Consider the following 19,203-nt stretch of genomic DNA (forward strand, 5'->3'; position numbering starts at 1 on the left):
TTATTTTCTGACGACGAAACGCGATGCCCAGAGTGAAATCCAGCCGTAACGGCCCGAGCAAGAGCCCAGCCCCGCAGGGGAAATCGGGCTTTGTAAGAATCATCAGCGGTCAGTGGCGAGGCCGCAAACTGCCGGTCAGGGATGTGGAAGGACTCAGACCCACTACGGATCGCGTCAAGGAGACCATCTTCAACTGGCTGGCTCCGCATGTCCGTGGCACCCGCTGTCTGGATCTGTTCGCCGGCAGCGGCGGCCTGGGGCTGGAGGCGCTGTCGCGCTATGCCGAGCAGGTCACCCTGATCGAGATGGACAAGGGCGCCGCCGACCAGATCAAGAAGAACCTAACCACCCTCGGCAGCAGCCAGGGCCAGGTGATCCAGTCCGATGCCGTCAGCTGGCTGCAGGGGCCGGCCACACCGTTCGATCTGGTGTTTCTCGATCCCCCCTTTCGCCGCGAACTGCTGCCTCAGGTGTGCGAGCTGCTTGAGCAGCGCGGCTGGCTGGCGCCGGACGCCCTCATCTATCTGGAGCGGGAGAAGGAGATGGCCGATCTGCCGCTGCCGGCCAGCTGGCAACTACTCAAGGACAAACAGGCAGGCCAGGTCTGCTATCAGCTCTATCTACGAGACACCAAGCATGACGCTGCTGTTTAAAAGAGGGAGGTGGGCGCGGCGCCCCTCCCCATCAATTTGGACAACGGCTCAAGGACAAGCAGGCCGATCAAATCAGGTCTGCTATCAGCTCTATCTGCGAGACACCAAGCATGACGCTGCAGTTTAAAGGGGGGAGATGGGCGCGGTGCCCCTCCCCGTCAATTTGGACAACGGCTCAAGGACAAGCAGGTCGATCAAATCCAGGTCTGCTATCAACTCTATCTGCGGGAGGTAAACGATGAAGCGGGTGTTTAATCTGTTGGCGATGGGCCTGATCCTGTTCTTCTGGTTCGGCGTGCTGGTCAGCCTGATCGCCCCGCTGCCGGGCAAGCTCAACGGCTTTCTGCCGGTGTGCGGCGTGATCGTGGCCCTGATGCACTGGGTGCAGGCCAGCATGGTCAAGGCGGCCTGCAAGCCCTACTTCGCGGTGAGCCGGCTCGAGTTCACCCAAGTGCTGGTGTTCGGGGTGTTCGGCATGGTGGAGATCCGCGCCAGACTGCAGGACATCGTCGATGCCAAACAGCGCGGCACAGACAACAAAGCCGGGTGATCCCGGCTCTGTCATGGTGGTTCAGGAAGGAGTGCTGGTCACTCCTTCTCTTTTTTCCCCACGCTGATGCCGAGCTTGATGGAGAGCACCGCCAGCAGCAGCAACATCATGATCAGCGAGAAGAAGTTGCTGCCAAGCTCGGGGTACTGCACCTTGACCAGCGCCGAGTGGCCGAACACGCCGATGAAGAAGCAGAGCAGCATGCAAACGGGTGTGTTGCCCTCCAGCGAGACATGACAGTAGTGCTGGTAGAGCTGATAGGCAGCCAGTACCAGGGCGATCATCGGGAAGAAGGAGAAGGGCACCACCGACTCCGACAAGACCGTCAGAGAGGCATCACCACAGATGCCGATGAGCAGGGCCAGCAGCAGGGGTTTCTTCGGGATCGGGTTCTGATCATGCATGGAGCTGTCCATCCTTTGACTTAAGAGAGAGGTTCACGGCGCTTCTGGTTCTGGACCTCGGCGCCCATGGCGATCATGCGCAGCTGACGGATGGTGCGATCGGACAGGGCCCGGCACTCCTCGCTGGTCATGTCGAGGGCATCGGCACCGGCGCTGAAGACGATGGTCACCATGGCTTCGGCCTGGATGTAGGCCTCTTCCCGCGGTGCCCCCGTGGTGGCCTCGAGGTAATCGGTCAGTTCGGCGATGAAGTGCTGGATCTCCCGCGCCACCGCCTGCCGGAATGCCGCCGAAGTGCCGGAGCGCTCGCGCAGCAGCAGCCGGAAGATGTTCGGATTGTTCTCGACGAACTCCATGAAGGTCTGCACCGAGGTGCTGATGACGCTGCCGCCCCCGGCGATGCGCTGGCGCGCCTGGCGCATCAGCTGGCGCAGGGTCAGGCCGCCTTCATCCACCAGGGTCAGTCCCAGCTCCTCCATGTCGCGAAAGTGACGATAGAAGGAGGTGGGCGCGATGCCGGCCTCCCGCGCCACTTCCCGCAGGCTGAGGTTGGAAAAACTGCGGTTGGCGCACAGTTGGCTGAACGCCGCCTCGATCAGAGTACGCCGGGTTTTTTCTTTTTGTTGCGCGCGAATACCCACGAAAACAGTCACCTTCAGGTTATCGAGGCCAAATGATAACCCGAAGGCTGCGCCAGGATCAGGTTTGTCTCCTACTTTTTTACCATTGACCCGAATTCTGGCTGCATGGAGAATGGCGCACAGCTGTTCGCTGAAAGGAACCGAGTGAGATGGAACGCCCCCCGATCATCATGACCAACACCCTGCTGTTTGCCCTCTCCGGGCTGACCGCACTGATCGCCGTGCCCTGGTACGGCATGACCCATGGCTATGACCTCTGGCAGTGGGGCAGCTTCCTGCTGCTGTTCTGCTATTGCGGCATCTCCATCACCGCCGGCTACCATCGGCTCTGGTCCCACAAGGCCTACAAGGCCCACCTGATCCTGCAGTGGATCTTCGCCATCGGAGGTGCCCTCGCCCTGCAAAACTCGGCCCTGCACTGGTCTTCCGACCATCGCCGCCACCATCGACACGTGGATGACAACCAGCAGGATCCCTACAGTGCAGGACGCGGTTTCTGGTACTCCCACATCGGCTGGATGCTGCGTGAATATCAGGGCGACACCTATCACGACTACAGCAACGTGCGGGATCTGCAGAACAACCCCATCGTCGTTTTCCAGCACAAGCACTATCTGGCGCTGACCCTGGCCACCAACATCGGCATCCCGCTGCTGCTGGGGCTCATCCACGGCGATCTGCTCGGCATGTTGCTGCTGGCCGGGGTGCTGCGCATGGTGATGACTCATCACACCACCTTCTTCATCAACTCGCTGGCCCACATCTGGGGCAGCCAGCCCTTCACCGACCGCAACAGCGCACGGGACAACGGCATTCTGGCCTTCTTCACCTTCGGCGAGGGTTACCACAACTTTCATCACCTGTTCGAGAACGACTATCGCAACGGCATCCACTGGTGGCAGTTCGATCCCACCAAGTGGCTGATCCGCAGCGCCTCCTGGTGCGGGCTGACCCGGGATCTGCGCGCCTGTCCGGAAGAGCGGATCGAACAGGCCAGGCTGGAGATGCAGCTGAAACGGGCCCAGGCCAAGCTGCGCAAGCAGGATGACAGGGAGCTGTGGCAGGCCCTGCTGCAGGAGGAGTACGACAAGCTGAACCAGCAGTTGCAGCACTACTACGCCAGCCGCAAACGCCTGCTGGAGCAGCGCAAGCGCAAGGCGCTGGCCCGCTACGACCAACTGAAGCTGCAGCTGGAGTATCGCAACCTGCACGATGCCTTCATCGCCGCCAAACGCAACTGGAGCCGACTGCTGGCAGGCATCGCCTGACCCTGGAATGTCGGGCTGAACAAAGAAAAAGACCGCCAATCGGCGGTCTTTTTCTGGGCGCGGAGCAGCCAGCCAGCCATAAAAAATGGGGTGACACTCGCATGTCACCCCCTCGCAAATAGCATGTTCCATATTGGAATCCGGTCCTGTCGGGTTCTGCTGCTGCTTCCTGAGTTTCCGCTACCCATCTGAAGCAGGTGCCTGCTGGAGCAATCCAGTCGGCCAGTTCCCTTCACGACCCTCTTCCGCACGGCGGCAAGCCACCGTGTTGTCCTTGCAGTTGAAATATTACGCAGATAAATAAAATAAAAAACCGATTTATGCGCCCATGTATGCAAGTCGCAACCCTTCATGGAACTTCAGTCAGAAAACAATTCTATTAAAAACAATACGATAAACCAGTTCATCGCCATAGGATGGCAAACGTTATCCTCGAAGGCGCACAAGGCTTTGCGAGATCTCGCACACGCTCGCCCCGCTCACAACCAGCGCTGCAGCGGTAACCAGTCACTGACCCTGGCCAGCAGGCGGCGCAGGGTGGAGGGCGGGGCCGCCACCGAGTGGGAAGAGCGCTGCTGCCAGGTCGCCAGCCACTGCTGCAACTCGGCACACAACGCGGGACAGGCCAGATGCAGCACCAGCTCGGTGTTGAGCAGCAGAGAGCGCGGATCCAGATTGAAGCTGCCGAGCAGCGCCTCCTCCTCCCCCACCAGGATCAGCTTGGCGTGCAGACTGAGCGACTCCCCCTCCAGCTCCGACAGCGCGATACCCTGCCGTATCAGCCAGGGACGGTGACGGCGATAGGCGCCGTACACCAGCGGCACATCCGTGCTGGCCAGGGAGTTGGTCAGAATGTCAATGTTCACCCCCGCCTGCCGCTGCTGCCTGAGCCGGCGGCGCAGCCCCCGGGTCAGGATGAGATAAGGGGTGACCAGACTCAGCGTGCCTTGGTTGTCGGCCAGCTTGCGCCAGAGCAGGCGTGCGGTGGTGGGTCGAGACACCAGCCCCTTGCCGGGTCGATCAAACCACACTTCTGCCTCTCCGGCATGCCAGGGCAGGGGGACGGGTTCGGGATCGAACAGGCTGGCGGGCAGGTCGTAGACGGCCGCCACCTGCGGCTCATTCATCGTCAGCAGAAAGTCGTTCACCACCTGCACCTCGGCCCGCTGCAACGGGCGCCGCAGCAGACGGCGGATCGGGTGGCTCCAGCGGCTGCGCCAGAATTGATCGAAACCCTGCTCGGCCTGCTGGCAGAGCAGGCCGCGACAGGCGAGATCCAGATCGACGAACTGGGGCGCCCCACCGAGCCCGAAGTAACGGTCCCCGATGTTGCGACCGCCGATCACCGCCTGGCTGCCATCCACCAGCAACAGCTTGTTGTGCATGCGGTGATTGATGCGGCGAAAGCTGAGCAGCCCTTCCAGCAGCAGGGTCAGTGGCCGCCAGCCACGCAACCAGAAGGGATTGAACAGGCGCACCTCGATACCCGGCTGATGGGCCACCATCTCCAGGAAACGGTTGTCGCCGGCATAGAGGTCATCGATGAGCAGCTGCACCCGCACTCCGCGCCGGGCGGCATGCAGCAGCTCCGCCAGCAACAGCTTGCCGCTGCTGTCCTCCTCCCAGCTGTAGTACTGGGCCTGGATCCGGCTTCTGGCGCCGCGGATCAGCTGGCAGCGCAACTTGAGTGCCAGCTCGGGCTGGTCTATCAGGGCGAATTCAGCGGGGATCATGGCGTCATCCGCCTGTCATGAGGAAATGGCATAACGCTGGCTAAGGGCCTCGTAGCAACAGGATGAAGGAATTTACCATGGAACTCACGGATCGCCCCGCCATCAGTCACAGACCGCAGGCCAGTGAGCCGGATCCCTCGCCAAGCGGCCAGCTGGCCCCCTGGTATCTGCAGCACAGGGATCAGGCCTGGCAGCCCTTCGCCCCGCCCGCCCAACCGCACTAGCAGGACGTCAGGGCTGGGCTACCGCCTCGATGGCGGCCGCCTTGCCCTCCAGCTGGGGCAGGCTGAAGCGGTAGGCCACATAGTACTTGTAGATGGTGCTCACATAGTTGATGGGCCCCTGGCCCACCTCATTGGCCACCAGCTGCTCCACGTTGCCGAACCAGACATTGGGATCCAGCCCGGCGGCCTCGGCCTTGGCCCTGAGCGCCTGCACCCGGTTCGGACCGGCATTGTAGGCCGCCAGCGCAAACAGGTGGCGGTTGAGCACATCCAGCTTGGGATCATTGAAATAGGTGTCGAGGATCAACCGCATATAACGGCAGGCCGCCTCCACATTGCCCTCCAGACTGGCAAGCCGGGCACCGCGAATGCCCACCTCGCCGCCGGTGCTCGGCAACAGCTGCATGATCCCCACCGCCCCCCGTTCGGAACGGATATTGGCATTGAGGCCAGACTCCTTGTAGGCCAGCGCTGCCAGCATCAGCCAGTCCAGCCGGTACTTGTCGGCCTGCTGCTCCAGCACCTTACGGATGGTCGACAGCCTGCCCAGCGGATCCGGTGCCAGTATGTTGCTCATCTGGTCGTTGCGCGCCAGCAGACGGCGCAGAGCCATGTCGCTGTAAAGGGTGCGCTTGCCGGCATCGGCCAGATAGTCGTTGACCGCCTTGAGCAGTTCGGGACTGTTGTTGCGCAGGGCCCAGGCGCTGCGGCCGTTGTCTCGCAGCGGGATCAGCTTGTGGGCTCGCAGCCCGCTGATCATGCCGAGCCAGATCCGCCCCTTGAAGCTGTCGGTCACGGTGAGCGGTATGATGCCGGCCGCCACCATCTCCAGCAGATCCCCGTCCTGCAGATATTCAGGCACCGTCTCGATATAGATGGGCGGCAGCCCCAGCTCACGAAACAGCCAGTTGAGCTGGCGCAGGCTCTCGTAATAGCTGGAGCTGGCCCGCACCCAGACCCGCCGGCCGGAGAGCTGGGTAATGCGGTTGAAGGTCGGCAGGCTGTGCTGGCTCACCACCCACTCTTCGATGGGGGCGATCACCGGGTTGGAGAAGGTCACCTGTTCGCGCCGGGTCGGCGTCACCGTCATGTTGGCGGCCACCAGATCCCCCCGCCCCTCGGTGAGGTAGTCCAGCAGCTTGTCCTGGCGCACCGGGATGTAGATGATCTTGAGTTTGATCTTCTCCTTGGCCAGGTAGGTCTGATTCAGCCAGCGCTCGAACCCCTGCAGCTGGTTGACCAGGATGCCGTGTTGGGCCCCCTTGTCGAAGAAGAAGAAGCCCCGCTCATAGACCACCAGGGCCCTGAGCTCTTTCTTTTGCAATATGCTGGCGAGATCCCCGGGCTGGGGCAGCCGTTGCGGCTTGAGATCCGCCGCCAGCAGCGGCAGCGCACACAGAGCGAGCAGACCCCAGCACCAGCGCAGCCTCATGATGCAAGCGCCTGCGGTTGCTTCGCAGCGAGCGGGATCCCGTCAAACGGGTGGCGAACAAAGGTGGGGAAAATGGCGAAGAGCCAGCGCTGAACCATGATGAGATCGCCTTCTGTTGGCCGACTCGCGTCGGGCAAAACCGTCTGTGGGATAACTAACTATAGAACGCGGACCCACAGCAGAAGGGTCAACACGGCAGGCAAGCCTGCCGTGTCATCAGCAGGCTCAGATAGAGCGGGCACGCATCTCGAAAATGAGTTTTTCGGCGGTGCAGGTGAATTGCAGGCGGGCTTTCAGGATCACGCCGTTGGCGCCCTGACTCAGTTCGCTGCTGCTTGTTGCTTCGGCAGTGACCTGCTTGGCCAGCGCCTCGTAGGCGGCCAGCTTGGCGCGAGCGTCGGCTTCTGCAGCGGCCTCGATCACCAGCTCCATCACATCGTCACCTTCGCCGATGATGGTACCAATTTCGGCGAAACAGCCGCAGCTGTCACAGGTCTCGTTCAATTCCACTTTCTCTTCTACGGACATCATTCAACTCCCACTTATTTCGGCTGTGATTCATCGTCACGCAAGGCTTTGCGAAAATCCCTGATGGCGGTGCCCAGATCTTCCCCGGCGCCAGCCAGGCGTTTGCTGCCAAACACCACGACCACGACGACGAGCAGGATCAACAAATGCCAGATATGAATTCCACCGAGTCCCATAGGGATACTCCTGACTGATAGATACCGATTGTTTGTATCAAAAGAAGGCGCAAAGATTGTTGGGCAAAATCAAGACAGGTGCAAGTTTGCAAATAAATCACTCAAAAAAATACGGCGACCCAGGGTCGCCGTATTGCTTGATGCTACTTGTCCCCTCAACCACTACATCCTGTACCAGCCGCCATCGAAGGCGAGAGACGTTTCGAGCATAAATTCGCCTAGATATGAAAACAAATGGTATAAATTCATCTAAGAATTGAAGAGGATTCATATCATGTTGCTGGAACAGTTGGGGCGTATCGACCTCAATCTATTGATTATCCTGCAAGTATTGCTGGAAGAGCGAAACGGCAGCCGGGCGGCCCGTCGGCTGCACCTGAGCCAATCTGCCGTCAGCAAGGCGCTCGGCCGGCTGCGGGAAACCTTCGACGACCCCCTGTTCGTGCGCTCGGCCTACGGGCTGGAACCCACCGCCCGCGCTCTCAGCCTGCAGCAGCAACTGCAGCCCATCCTGCTGTCGCTCGACAACCTGATCCAGCCACCGGATTTTGACCCGACCACCACCGAGCGGGAGTTCGTCATCGCCAGCATGGACAGCGCCTTCACCCTGTTCGCCCCGCTCTACCTGAGCGAGCTGAAACGACAGGCCCCCGGCATCCGGCTGCGCTACGAGGAGTGGACCGAGAACAGCCTGACCGAGATGAGCCAGGGCCAGGTGGACATTGCCTTCACGGTGCGGGAGAACTGCATCAACTCGGACTTTCGGCTCGACACCCTGCCCAACGCCATCTGCCAGCGGCTGCTCGCCATCGACGATCTGACCTGCCTGGTGCAGCACGACCACCCCGCGCTGCACGAACCCGAGTGGGATCTCACCCGCTACCTGGCCTATCCCCACGTGCAGACCTATTGCGAAGGGCGCGATCGCTGGATGCTGGATCACAAGCTGGCGGAGCAGGATCTCTATCGTCGCATCGAGGCGACCGTGCCCTCCTTCGAGGCGGCGCTGCGGATGGGCATGCACTCGGACATGATAGTGACCCTCTCCCGGCTCTACGCCCGTCACGCCACCCAGGTCTATCCGCTGGTACCGCTGCCGCTGCCCATCGCCCTCGACAGCATCTCCCACCTGCTGATCTGGCATCAGCGTCACGAGGAGGATCCGGGCCACCGCTGGCTGCGGGAAACCCTGCTGACCCTCATCATGGGCAAGCTGGAGCCCACTGCGGCCGAACCGTCCTGATATCAGTACCGGGCCGAAAGACCCTGACGGTCACCACGCCGGATCTCAGGCAAAAAAACGGGGCTCGTCGAGCCCCGTGTCTTTTCTGTTGGCCTGTCGGCCGATCAGTTCTGACCGGTTACCGCCAGGTAGTGGTGCACCCCGTCGAGCAGCATCTGCACCGAGATCATCACCAGCAGCATGCCCATCAGACGCTCCACCGCGGTGAGTCCTCGCTCACCCAGCAGCTTGTTGAATACCTCGTAGAACATCAGGATCACCGCGCTGGCGCCCCAGGCCATCAACAACGCCAGCGACCAGTCCGCCATCCGGGTCGGCTCCTGGTTGGCCAGCAGCAGCAAGGACGCCAGGATCGAGGGACCGGCAATCATGGGGATGGCCATAGGCACCAGGAAGGGCTCCTCACCCGCAGCCAGCCCGGTTACTCCGCCTTCACTCGGGAAGATCATCTTGATGGCGATAAGGAACAGGATGATGCCGCCGGCGATGCTAACCGCCTCCTGCCGCAGGTTGAGGAAATTGAGGATCTGCTGGCCGACGAACAGGAAGGCCATCATGATCACCAGTGAAAACAGCAGCTCCCGCATCATCACCTTGCGCCGCCGCTTGGGATCGATATGACGCAGGATCGACAGGAAGACCGGCAGGTTGCCCAGCGGATCCATGATCAGAAACAACATGACGGCAGCGGAGAAAGTGTCCATACAACGCCCAGGCTAAGCCTTCAACAAAAGGAGGGGGAAAGAGGGCGAAATATAACAAAGGCGGCGGGATTCGGCGAGCGCGGCGGGCGCTCGCCGGCGGGGATCAACCGTGGTTGCAGATCTTGTCGGCGTGAGTCTGGAAACCCTGCTCCGATTCGATGAATTTGCCGCGCTTGGCCAGGAAGTCGATCAGCGCCTCGGCATCCATCTCGCTGGCGCTGCAGGTGTGGAAACGGGCCTCGGCGCCGAAGCGCTCGTCGATGGCCTGCTTGAGGCTGGCCCGGGTAAACTGACCGCCTTGCGCCAGCATCATCTCCATCACTTCGTGACCGTGTACCGATTGAGTCATTGCAAACCTCTTGAATGGACATATTTGATGCCTATTAAATCCTGCCCCACTGCCGACGACCTTGATATAGGCCAACAAATTGCCGATTTCCCTGCGTCCGTACTGGTGATGGCCGCGGCTTTGTCGATAATGTGGCAACCTGAGCAGGGGATGGCTACACTAACGCCCCTTTTTGCCACCGCAGACCGAATATAAGGACATTGGCGTCATGCTGTTCCATGGACTGGCTTTCAAGCCCTGGCGGATCTGGACCCGCCGCCCGCTCTGGTTGAAGACCCTGCTCGGCATGCTGACGGGGATCGGGCTCGGCGCCGGTTTCAGCGAGCAGGCGTTGCTGCTCAAGCCCATCGGCGTGCTGTTCGTCAACACCATCCAGATGCTGATGGTGCCCCTCATCTTCTGCTCGGTCATCGCCGGCCTCACCTCGCTGCTCAAGGGCAAGACCCTCGATCGGATCGCCGGCAAGGCCATCGGCCTCTACCTCTGCTCCACCGCGGTCGCCATCTGCATCGGCCTGATGATGGGCTGGTTGCTGGAGCCCGGCATGGGCGCCAACATGGGGCCCTATGAGCGGGTCGGCATGGCGGAATCCCCCACCCTGGCCAGCGTGCTGAGCCACCTGGTGCCGCGCAACCCGGTACAGGCCATGGTGGACGGCAAGATCCTGCAGGTGATCGTGTTCGCGGTGGCACTCGCCCTCGCCCTCAACGCCACCGGTCGGCGCGGCCGCCCCGCCATCCTGTTCTTCACCTCGCTGGCGGAGGGGATGTTCAAGCTGACCCAGATGGTGATGGCACTGGCCCCTTACGGCGTCTGCGCCCTGATGGCCTGGATGACCGGCAAGTACGGCATGAGCCTGCTGCTGCCGCTGCTCAAGGTGATCGGCGCCGTCTACCTCGGCTGTCTGCTGCACGTGCTCGGCGTCTACAGTAGCCTGCTGATCTTGCTGGCCCGCCTCAATCCTCTGCACTACTTCAAGAGCATCGTCGACGCCCAGGCGGTGGCCTTCACCAGCAGCTCCAGCAACAGCACCCTGCCCATCAGCCTGGCCTGCGCCGAGCGCCGGCTCGGGGTCTCTCCTGCCATCACCGCCAAGGTGCTGCCCATCGGCGCCACCATCAACATGGACGGCACCGCGCTCTATCAGGGGGTAACGGCCCTGTTCGTGGCCCAGGCCTTCGGGGTGGATCTGCACATGGTGGATTACCTGACCATCATCAGCATCGCGACCCTGGCCAGCATCGGTACGGCGGGTACGCCAGGCACCGGCCTGATGCTGCTGACGCTGACGCTGACCGCGGTGGGACTGCCGCTGGAAGGGGTGGCACTGATCGCCGGGATCGACCGGATCCTCGACATGGCGCGCACCACGGTCAACGTCTCCGGCGATATTCTGGTATCCGTGTTGATTGCCCGCAGCGAGCGGGAGCTGGATCTGGCGACCTATCACGACGCCAGCGCAGGCGAGGACATCGACTTCACCCTGCGCTGAGGCAGGGCGAGCGATTAATTTTCGTGGGGATCGTGGTGGCAGCGCCAGCAGACATCGAAGTTGGCGCCGTTCTCCTCCCCGCATTGACCACACAGCCAGCCGTTGCCCTGGCGCTGCTGATAGCGCTCGATGACCCGCCCTGCCTTGCTGCGATCCTGTTCGCGCACCATCAGGGTCACCTGCAGCAGGTCCACCGGCAGTTCGCCCAGGGCGCCCGACAGCGCCTCGCCATTGAGCCGCACCGGCACCCCCTCCACTTCCAGCGCCCCTTTCAGGGCATGGGCCTCCAGCGAATGGGAAGCCCGATACAGATTGATCCAGTGATCCATGTCTTCCCCCTCAGATCCACTCACGATGCCGTGACCACGGCACCGCCTCTGACCGGCTACAGCAGAGTATCGATGCCGTAGTCAGCCCCCTTGGCCACGATGAAGTCGATGAACACCCGCAATTTTCGCGGCATCAGTCGCCGCTCCGGAAACAGCAGGTAAATCGGTACCCTGGGCTGCTGCCACTCGGGCAGCACGGACACCAGGCTCCCGCTCGCCAGCTCCTCGTGACAGAGCATGGCGGGCAGGGAGGCGAGCCCCAGCCCGGCCTTCGCCGCCTCTCTGGCACAGGTTATATTATTAACCCGAAAGCGGGAGGGAGGGTCAACCAGCACCTCCCTGTCATCCCGCTCAAAGCACCAGTGCGACGCCAGAAAGCCGCTGGTGACCGCCACCCGCTCATGATGCACCAGATCCTCGGGATGGGTGATGGCGGGGCTGCGCGCCAGGTACGCCGGACTGGCACAGATCAGGCGGGCGTTGCTCCACAGCCGCCGCGCCGCCAGGTTCGAATCGCTCATGTCGCCGATCCGCACGATCGCATCCAGCCCCTCATTGATGGGATCCACGATGCGATTGGTCAGCTCCAGCTCCACCTGCAGGCCGGGATAGGCTTGCAAAAACTCCGCCACCAGCCTGCCCACCACCAGCTGCCCCGCCTCGATGGGTACCGCCAGCTTGAGGGTGCCGGTCACCTCCTGCTGGCTGGCGCTCACCATCAGCTCGGCCTGGGCCAGCTCGTCCACCGCCTTGCTGCAGCGCAGATAGTACTGCTCGCCGGCCTCGGTCAGGGTGAGCTGGCGGGTCGAACGGTAGAGCAGCCGCACGCCGAGGCGCTGTTCCAGCTCGGCGATGCGCCGGCTCACCGTCGCCTTGGTCATGCCCAGCTCCTGAGCGGCCGCCGTGAAGGAACCCTTGTCGACGATCCGCACTAGAATCAATGCAGCGTTCAGATCCATTGTTGCACCAGTGAAACTGTATATCTCATAAATGGATACTAATCGAAACAGTTGGCCAGTGTTAGCCTGCCTCTCTTAAGTTCAGGAATCCCCCACATGAGTCAACACAAGAAGATCCCCCTGCTGGCAGCCATGATCCTGGCCCTGCTCGGCCTGCTGTTTGCCGGTTACTGGTATCTGCACGGCCGCTACTTCGAGAGCACCGACAACGCCTACCTGCAGAGCGAGGTCACCGGCATCGGTTCCAAGCTGTCCGGCTACATCAGCGAAGTACTGGTGACCGACAACCAGCCGGTGAAGGCCGGCCAGCTCATCGCCCGCCTCGACGACCGGGAGTACAAAACCAAGGTGGCCGAGGCCGAAGCTGACCTGCGCCTCAATCAGGCAACGGCGGAAAATCTCGCCGCTACCCGCACCCAGCAGCTGAGCCTCATTCGCCAGGCTGAAGCCAAGGTCAGCTCGGCCAATGCCGAACAGGTGCGGGCCCAGCAACAGGTACGCCGCGTCAGCCAGCTCAACCAGCGGCACTACAGCTCCCAGGACAGCCTGGACGAAGTACGGGCCGGTCTGCAGGTCAATCAGGCCCTGGAGCAGGAGGCCAAAGCGGCTCTGCAGGCCGCCCGCGAGCGGCTGCTGGTGCTGGATGCCGAGGCCAAGCAGAACCAGGCCAAGCTGGCATTGAGCGCCGCCCAGCTGGAACAGGCCAAGCTGGAGCTGGCCTATACCGAACTGCGGGCACCAGCTGACGGCATCATCGGCAAGCGCAGTCTGCGGGCGGGGCTCTACGTCCAGTCCGGCATGCAGGTGGCCAGTCTGGTGCCGCTGCAGCAGGTGTGGGTCGAAGCCAACTTCAAGGAGACCCAGCTGCTCCACATGCAGCCCGGCCAGAAGGTGGAAGTGATCCTGGATGCCTATCCGGATCAGCCGGTCGAGGGGATCATCGACAGCCTGGCCCCCGCCACCGGCGCCAAGTTCGCCCTGCTGCCGCCGGAGAACGCCACCGGCAACTTCACCAAGATCGTGCAACGGGTACCGGTCAAGATCCGCATCCCGGAGCCGGGGCCGCTGGCGGGCAAGCTGTTGCCGGGCCTCTCCACCGAGGTGATTGTCGACACCCGCAGCCCTGATCCCGTGGTTGCGGCCCACTGATGGAACCCATCCCGCGTCGCAACTGGATCGCGGTCATGGGGGGCCTCATCGGCGCCTTCATGGCCATCCTCGACATCCAGATCACCAACGCCTCCCTGAAGGACATTCAGGGGGCCCTGTCGGCCACCTTGAGCGAAAGCTCCTGGATCTCCACCTCCTATCTGGTGGCGGAGATGATCGCCATCCCGCTGAGCGGCTGGCTGAGCCGGGGGTTGAGCGTGCGGCGCTACCTGCTGTGGACCACCGGCGCCTTCATCGTCGCCTCCGTGCTCTGCTCATTCAGCTGGAACCTCACCAGCATGATCGTCTTTCGGGCGCTGCAGGGCTTCACCGGCGGGGCGCTGATCCCGATGGCCTTCTCCCTCATCGTCAGTCTGCTGCCGCTGCACAAGCGGGCCACCGGCATGGCGTTGTTCGGCCTGTGCGCCACCTTCGCCCCCGCCATCGGGCCGACCCTGGGCGGCTGGCTGACCGAGCAGATGTCCTGGCACTACATCTTCTACATGAACGTGCCGCCGGGACTGTTGGTGATGGCCATGCTGGCCCATGGGCTGGACAAGAAGCCGGTGGACTGGGAGGTGATCAAGCGGGTGGATCTCATCGGCATCGTCACCATGGCGGTGGGACTGGGCCTGTTGGAGGTGGTGCTGGAAGAGGGCAACCGGGAGGACTGGTTCGGCTCCAGCTTCATCGTGCGGCTCACCGTCATCTCGGTGGTGGCGCTGGTGTTTTTCGTCATCAGCCAGCTGCTGCGGCGCCATCCGCTGGTCAACCTGCGGCTGCTGCACAACCCGCGCTTCGCGCTGGCCTGCTTCGCCTATCTGGTGCTCGGCATGGCGCTGATGGGTTCCATCTATGTGCTGCCGCTCTACATGACCCAGATCCACAACTACAACGCGCTGGAAATCGGTGAGGTGCTGATGTGGATGGGGCTGCCGCAGTTGTTGGTGCTGCCGCTGGTGCCCAGACTGACCCACAAGATAGATCCGCGCTATCTGGTGAGCTTCGGCTTTCTGGTGTTCGCCGTCAGCTGCTTCATGAACATGAACATGAGCGCGGATTACGCCGGGCCTCAGCTGATCCAGTCGCTCATCGTGCGGGCGCTGGGCCAGCCCTTCATCATGGTACCGCTCTCCCTGGTGGCGACTGCCAGCCTGACCCACGACGAGATCCCCTCCTCCTCGACCCTGCTCAACGTGCTGCGCAACCTGGGCGGCGCCTTCGGCATCGCCATCATCGCCACCCTGATCGACAACGACACCCGCATCCACGTCAGCCAGATCAGCAGCACCCTGGCCGCCAGCAGCATAGAGGGGCAGAGCTACCTGCTGCAGCTGGCCCAGACCATGATGGCGCAGGGCTCCGGCCCCGAACTGGCTCGCCAGCAGGCCCAGGCCATGCTGTCGAACACCATCAGCCGGGAGGCGGCCATCATGGCCTACAACCAGGTGTTCTTCGTGATGGGCATCTTCCTGCTGCTCGCCAGCGGCCTGATGTTGCTGCTCAAGCAGCCCGCCCCCAGGGCAGCCGATGCCGAACCGCTAGAGGCGTGAAAAACGATGAAAATGGAATAGCAAAACGGGCCTGAGGGCCCGTTTTCTTGTCTGCACACGCCCCTTGGCGAGGGGACAACTCCGACGCAATCACCCCGCCAGCGAGGCGGCAATCAGAAACTGGGCGGCGAAGTAGCTGGTCATCACCCAGGCGGTGGCATGGGGGAAGGGACGGCGGAAGCGGTCCAGCGCCAGCATGCTGTCGGAGAAGAGGAACATCAGCGCCCCCACCAGGGCGGCGGCACTGCCGGCGGTGAGGGAGGCATGCCAGGCACCGGCGGCGACCCAGGCCATGCCGATGATCACTAGCATGTAGCAGAACACGGGCACCTTCATCTCCCCGAGCTTGCCCCACAGCAGGCCGAACACCATGCCGGCCACCAGCAGCAACAGCAGACCATCCACCAGATTCAGCACCAGCGGCCCCTGGGCGAAGCCGACGATGTAGCAGAGGTGCGCGACAAAAAACGCCGCCAACCCCTGGATGAAGCGGTCGCTCGGCAACATCAGCAGCACGTCGCCGGCCAGCGACAGGCAGAGACCGAGCAGGATCCAGGCGTGGGAACCGTCGTGGTCATAGCTCTGATAGCCGAAGGCCAGCGCTATGATGAGCAGCATGGTCAACGGCTTGCTGATGTAGAACTGACGGGAGTCTGAGCCATAGGCCGCACGAATGTGCCACCAGCCCGATGCGATGATCAAGAAACTCAATAACATGCCCTGCTCCTCACGTGTTGCTCGCAGTCATACGGCAACATCTTCTTGCTGACAAGCAGAGTAACAAATTCCCCCGCCCAGTGGCAGGGGCGCTCAGCAAACGAGCAGTCTACGCCTAAAGTCTAATTGTCCCGCCCACCCTGTTCGGGCATAAGGGACGGGTCCGGAGGATCACCATGGAAGACGCAATGAAAAACTATCTGCCCGCTATCGATATCATGATGTGCCACCTTGGCATCAGCTTCGAGCAAGCCTGTGAACAGCTGGGCCTGAGCCAGGTGGAACAACAGACCCTGAGCCTGCTGCAGGAGCAGGATCCGCAGGAATAATCCCTCCCGGTGATGGATATCATGATGTGCCGCCTTGGCATCAGCTTCGAGCAAGCCTGTGAGCAGCTTGGCCTGAGCCAGGTGGAACAACAGACCCTGAACCTGCTGCAGGAGCAGGATCCGCAAGAATAAGCCCCCAGCGGGGAGCATGAAAACGGCGCCATGATGGCGCCGTTTTTATTGACCCTGGTTATGCTCGCACCACCCGGCGCCGTTGCAGCCAGACGATCAGCGCAAACAGCAGGAAGCCGGGCAGCCACATCAGCTCCTTGCGCCAGCGCTCGGTAGGCGCCTTGACCATCAGGATCTCCTGGTCAAACTCCATGCCGGCTGCCGCCGCCGGGCTGCCGAAGGTGACGCTGTCGATCAGGGTCTTGCCATCCTGCTCATAGAGCGCGAGCCCCAGGCTGGCGAGGCGGGCTTCCCCATCCTCCCCTGCCGGCACCGCCAGCAGCACGGTCGACTGACGCAGCTTGCCCACCGCATCCTCACCCTGGATCCGCAGCCGCAGGGTGCTCTCCGCCTCCACTTCGCCCAGGGTCTGGGCCAGCTGGGCCGGCGGCGTCTCGCGATAGGGATCGTGCACCATGTCCATCCAGAAACCGGGGCGGAACAGGGTGAAGGCCACCAGCAACAGCAGCACGCTCTCGTACCAGCGACTCTTCACCAGGAAATGACCCTGGGTGGCGGCGGCGAAGATCAGCATGGCAACGGTGGCCACCATGAAGATCAGCACCCCGTGGGCAAAGTCCACGTCGATCAGCAGCAGGTCGGTGTTGAAGATGAACAGGAACGGCAGCGCCGCGGTCCGCAGGCTGTAGTAGAAGGCGGTGATGCCGGTCTTGATGGGATCACCCTTGGAGACGGCCGCCGCCGCGAACGAGGCGAGCCCCACCGGCGGCGTCACATCGGCCATGATGCCGAAGTAGAACACGAACAGATGCACCGCGATGAGCGGCACGATCAGCCCGTTCTGCTGCCCGAGCGTCACCACCACCGGCGCCAGCAGGCTCGAGACCACTATGTAGTTGGCGGTGGTGGGCAGCCCCATGCCGAGGATGAGGCTCAGCAAGGCGGTCAGCAGCAGCATCAGCAGCAGGTTGCCCATGGAGAGCATCTCCACCAGATCCGCCAGCACCAGACCAACCCCGGTCTGGGAGACAGCACCGACGATGATCCCCGCCGTGGCAGTGGCGATGCCGATGCCGATCATGTTGCGGGCACCGGCCACCAGCCCCTCTCGCAGATCGATCAAGCCGTCCTGCAGGGAGCCGTAATCGTGACGGCCATCGCTGCGCAGCCAGTTAAGCAGCGGGCGCTGGGTCAGCAGTATGATCACCAGCATCACGGTGCCCCAGAAGGCCGACAGCCCGGGCGAGAGCCGTTCCACCATCAGGCACCACACCAGCACCACCACCGGCAGCAGGAAGTGCAGGCCGGAGAGCAGCACGGTACGGGTGTTGGGCAGCTCGGTCAGCGGCTTGTCCGGATCCTCCGCCGCCAGCGGCTCATTGCTGGCGGCAATCTTCAGCAGCCCCAGATAGGTGGCAGCCAGCAGCAGGGCGATACCGGGCAGGGCATAGTCGCCCAGCGCCGGCTTGAGCCAGCCCAGGCCGTAGTAGACCGCCATCGACAGCCCGCTGATCAGGGCGGCGCCAAAGGCAAAGCCGGTCAACCGGCGCAGCCAGGGCTTGGGCTGATGGTCGCCGATGGGCTGCATGCCGAGCTTGAGCGCCTCCAGATGGACGATGTAGAGCAGCGCTATGTAGGAGATGGTCGCCGGCAGGAAGGCGTGCTTGATGATCTCGACGTAGGGAATGCCCACGTACTCCACCATCAGAAAGGCCGCAGCCCCCATCACCGGCGGCATGATCTGGCCGTTAACCGAGGAGGCCACTTCCACCGCCCCCGCCTTCTCCGAGCTGAACCCCACCTTCTTCATCATAGGAATGGTAAAGGTACCGGTGGTCACTACGTTGGCGATGGAGGAGCCGGAGATGAGGCCGGTCAGGCCGGAGGCCACCACCGCCGCCTTGGCCGGGCCACCGCGCAGGTGGCCGAGCAGGCTGAAGGCGAGCTGGATGAAGTAGTGGCCGGCACCGGCCCGCTCCAGCAGGGCACCGAACAGCACGAACAGGAACACGAAGCTGGTGGAAACGCCGAGGGCGATGCCGAACACCCCCTCAGTAGTGATCCACTGGTGGTTGGCCAGCGCGGTGAAGCTCACCCCGCGGTGGGCCAGCAGGCCCGGCATCCAGGGCCCCGCCAGGCTGTAGGCGAGAAATACCAGGGCGATCACCGCCAGGGCCGGCCCCAAGGCGCGGCGGGCGGCCTCCAGCAGCAGCGGGATGCCGATGCAGGCAGTCACCAGATCGGCGGTGGTGAGGTTGCCCGGCCGCTGGGCCAGCGCCTCGTACATCACGAACAGATAGGAAGCGGCGCCGGCGGCCACCAGCCCGAGCGCCAGATCGCCGAGCGGCACCCGGTCGCGCGGCGAGCGGCGAAAGGCCGGGAACACCAGATAGGCCAGCAGCAGGGCGAAGGTGAGGTGAATGGCACGGGTCTCGGTGTCATTGAGTACGCCGAAGCCCAGCATGAAGGGCAGCGGCGAGGCGATCCAGAGCTGGAACAGCGACCAGGCGAGCGCCAGGGTGGTGATGCACCCACCCATGATGCCGAGCGGCAGACGCGCCCCCACATCCTGTGCGATCAGTTCCTCGGTAGAGAGTTGTTTATCTTGCATAGGGGTTAACTTGTGCCAACGAGTACA

General features: G+C 62.7%; 22 protein-coding genes. 10 read left to right on the forward strand and 12 right to left on the reverse strand.

From position 1 onward, the window contains the following. Nucleotides 1-23: 23 nt before the first annotated feature. Together rsmD and PG900_RS11345 are read left to right on the forward strand one after the other, a co-directional pair. On the forward strand, nucleotides 24-653 hold the full coding sequence (gene rsmD / locus PG900_RS11340) for a 16S rRNA (guanine(966)-N(2))-methyltransferase RsmD (RefSeq protein WP_011704347.1): 630 nt from the start codon (nucleotides 24-26) through the stop codon (nucleotides 651-653). A gap of 238 nt (nucleotides 654-891) precedes the next feature. Continuing rightward, nucleotides 892-1,203, forward strand: coding sequence for a DUF1145 domain-containing protein (locus PG900_RS11345; RefSeq protein ID WP_270801640.1), 312 nt, complete (start codon nucleotides 892-894; stop codon nucleotides 1,201-1,203). 38 nt (nucleotides 1,204-1,241) lie between these two features. On the opposite strand, the gene PG900_RS11350 is transcribed toward PG900_RS11345, so the two are convergent. Then, entirely contained in the window at nucleotides 1,242-1,607 is a 366-nt protein-coding gene (locus tag PG900_RS11350; RefSeq protein WP_270831476.1) for a YijD family membrane protein, read from the reverse strand. A gap of 20 nt (nucleotides 1,608-1,627) precedes the next feature. Then, nucleotides 1,628-2,248 (reverse strand): HTH-type transcriptional repressor FabR, encoded by a 621-nt coding sequence (gene fabR / locus PG900_RS11355; RefSeq protein ID WP_005308043.1) that lies wholly within the window; start codon nucleotides 2,246-2,248, stop codon nucleotides 1,628-1,630. 149 nt (nucleotides 2,249-2,397) lie between these two features. Here fabR and PG900_RS11360 point away from each other — a divergent pair, with 149 nt between their 5' ends. Continuing rightward, complete coding sequence (locus PG900_RS11360) at nucleotides 2,398-3,516, forward strand: fatty acid desaturase (protein WP_270831477.1); 1,119 nt, start codon at nucleotides 2,398-2,400, stop codon at nucleotides 3,514-3,516. Between the two features lie 479 nt (nucleotides 3,517-3,995). Here PG900_RS11360 and PG900_RS11365 read toward each other — a convergent pair whose 3' ends face one another. After that, nucleotides 3,996-5,249 carry a phospholipase D family protein gene (locus PG900_RS11365; protein ID WP_270801645.1) on the reverse strand — a complete coding sequence of 418 codons (1,254 nt, stop codon included), beginning with the start codon at nucleotides 5,247-5,249 and terminating at the stop codon, nucleotides 3,996-3,998. 77 nt (nucleotides 5,250-5,326) lie between these two features. Between PG900_RS11365 and PG900_RS11370 the strand changes: the two genes are divergently transcribed. Then, nucleotides 5,327-5,473: a hypothetical protein gene (locus PG900_RS11370; RefSeq protein WP_162847499.1), complete on the forward strand. Its 147-nt coding sequence runs from the start codon at nucleotides 5,327-5,329 to the stop codon at nucleotides 5,471-5,473. Between the two features lie 7 nt (nucleotides 5,474-5,480). On the opposite strand, the gene PG900_RS11375 is transcribed toward PG900_RS11370, so the two are convergent. The 3 genes from PG900_RS11375 to tatA form a co-directional block, all read right to left on the reverse strand. Further along, nucleotides 5,481-6,905: a lytic transglycosylase F gene (locus PG900_RS11375; protein WP_039212845.1), complete on the reverse strand. Its 1,425-nt coding sequence runs from the start codon at nucleotides 6,903-6,905 to the stop codon at nucleotides 5,481-5,483. 225 nt (nucleotides 6,906-7,130) lie between these two features. Beyond that, nucleotides 7,131-7,433, reverse strand: a complete 303-nt coding sequence (locus PG900_RS11380; protein ID WP_011704341.1) for a DUF406 family protein — start codon at nucleotides 7,431-7,433, stop codon at nucleotides 7,131-7,133. A 14-nt stretch (nucleotides 7,434-7,447) separates the two neighbouring features. Further along, a complete protein-coding gene (gene tatA / locus PG900_RS11385) occupies nucleotides 7,448-7,609 on the reverse strand; it encodes a twin-arginine translocase TatA/TatE family subunit (RefSeq protein WP_005308036.1) in 162 nt (53 codons plus the stop codon). Nucleotides 7,610-7,883: 274 nt separating this feature from the next. On the opposite strand from tatA, the gene PG900_RS11390 reads away from it, so the two are divergent. Further along, nucleotides 7,884-8,852: a LysR substrate-binding domain-containing protein gene (locus tag PG900_RS11390; RefSeq protein WP_011704340.1), complete on the forward strand. Its 969-nt coding sequence runs from the start codon at nucleotides 7,884-7,886 to the stop codon at nucleotides 8,850-8,852. Between the two features lie 104 nt (nucleotides 8,853-8,956). Here the strand turns inward: PG900_RS11390 and PG900_RS11395 are convergent, their stop codons facing one another. Both PG900_RS11395 and PG900_RS11400 read right to left on the reverse strand, forming a co-directional pair. After that, complete coding sequence (locus tag PG900_RS11395) at nucleotides 8,957-9,556, reverse strand: YhgN family NAAT transporter (RefSeq protein ID WP_010635400.1); 600 nt, start codon at nucleotides 9,554-9,556, stop codon at nucleotides 8,957-8,959. Nucleotides 9,557-9,659: 103 nt separating this feature from the next. Next, entirely contained in the window at nucleotides 9,660-9,905 is a 246-nt protein-coding gene (locus PG900_RS11400; RefSeq protein WP_016349130.1) for a YecH family metal-binding protein, read from the reverse strand. 208 nt (nucleotides 9,906-10,113) lie between these two features. Here PG900_RS11400 and PG900_RS11405 point away from each other — a divergent pair, with 208 nt between their 5' ends. Beyond that, nucleotides 10,114-11,397 carry a dicarboxylate/amino acid:cation symporter gene (locus tag PG900_RS11405; protein WP_026080178.1) on the forward strand — a complete coding sequence of 428 codons (1,284 nt, stop codon included), beginning with the start codon at nucleotides 10,114-10,116 and terminating at the stop codon, nucleotides 11,395-11,397. A gap of 14 nt (nucleotides 11,398-11,411) precedes the next feature. Here PG900_RS11405 and PG900_RS11410 read toward each other — a convergent pair whose 3' ends face one another. Next, complete coding sequence (locus PG900_RS11410) at nucleotides 11,412-11,726, reverse strand: putative signal transducing protein (RefSeq protein ID WP_011704337.1); 315 nt, start codon at nucleotides 11,724-11,726, stop codon at nucleotides 11,412-11,414. 56 nt (nucleotides 11,727-11,782) lie between these two features. After that, a complete protein-coding gene (locus PG900_RS11415) occupies nucleotides 11,783-12,685 on the reverse strand; it encodes a LysR family transcriptional regulator (RefSeq protein WP_124252184.1) in 903 nt (300 codons plus the stop codon). 96 nt (nucleotides 12,686-12,781) lie between these two features. Between PG900_RS11415 and PG900_RS11420 the strand changes: the two genes are divergently transcribed. Both PG900_RS11420 and PG900_RS11425 read left to right on the forward strand, forming a co-directional pair. After that, nucleotides 12,782-13,834 (forward strand): HlyD family secretion protein, encoded by a 1,053-nt coding sequence (locus tag PG900_RS11420; RefSeq protein WP_187268606.1) that lies wholly within the window; start codon nucleotides 12,782-12,784, stop codon nucleotides 13,832-13,834. Next, nucleotides 13,834-15,387 (forward strand): DHA2 family efflux MFS transporter permease subunit, encoded by a 1,554-nt coding sequence (locus PG900_RS11425; protein WP_011704334.1) that lies wholly within the window; start codon nucleotides 13,834-13,836, stop codon nucleotides 15,385-15,387. Before PG900_RS11420 ends, PG900_RS11425 begins: the two co-directional genes overlap by 1 nt. 90 nt (nucleotides 15,388-15,477) lie before the next feature. Here PG900_RS11425 and PG900_RS11430 read toward each other — a convergent pair whose 3' ends face one another. Then, on the reverse strand, nucleotides 15,478-16,104 hold the full coding sequence (locus PG900_RS11430; protein ID WP_011704333.1) for a lysoplasmalogenase: 627 nt from the start codon (nucleotides 16,102-16,104) through the stop codon (nucleotides 15,478-15,480). A 188-nt stretch (nucleotides 16,105-16,292) separates the two neighbouring features. On the opposite strand from PG900_RS11430, the gene PG900_RS11435 reads away from it, so the two are divergent. Both PG900_RS11435 and PG900_RS11440 read left to right on the forward strand, forming a co-directional pair. Next, entirely contained in the window at nucleotides 16,293-16,433 is a 141-nt protein-coding gene (locus PG900_RS11435; protein WP_016349126.1) for a hypothetical protein, read from the forward strand. A gap of 9 nt (nucleotides 16,434-16,442) precedes the next feature. Further along, complete coding sequence (locus PG900_RS11440) at nucleotides 16,443-16,565, forward strand: hypothetical protein (protein ID WP_270801687.1); 123 nt, start codon at nucleotides 16,443-16,445, stop codon at nucleotides 16,563-16,565. Nucleotides 16,566-16,623: 58 nt separating this feature from the next. On the opposite strand, the gene PG900_RS11445 is transcribed toward PG900_RS11440, so the two are convergent. Next, a complete protein-coding gene (locus PG900_RS11445; RefSeq protein WP_242796616.1) occupies nucleotides 16,624-19,176 on the reverse strand; it encodes a TRAP transporter permease in 2,553 nt (850 codons plus the stop codon). Nucleotides 19,177-19,203: the final 27 nt, after the last annotated feature.

The sequence above is a fragment of the Aeromonas sp. QDB03 genome (genome assembly GCF_027707985.1).
Taxonomy (GTDB): domain Bacteria; phylum Pseudomonadota; class Gammaproteobacteria; order Enterobacterales; family Aeromonadaceae; genus Aeromonas; species Aeromonas hydrophila.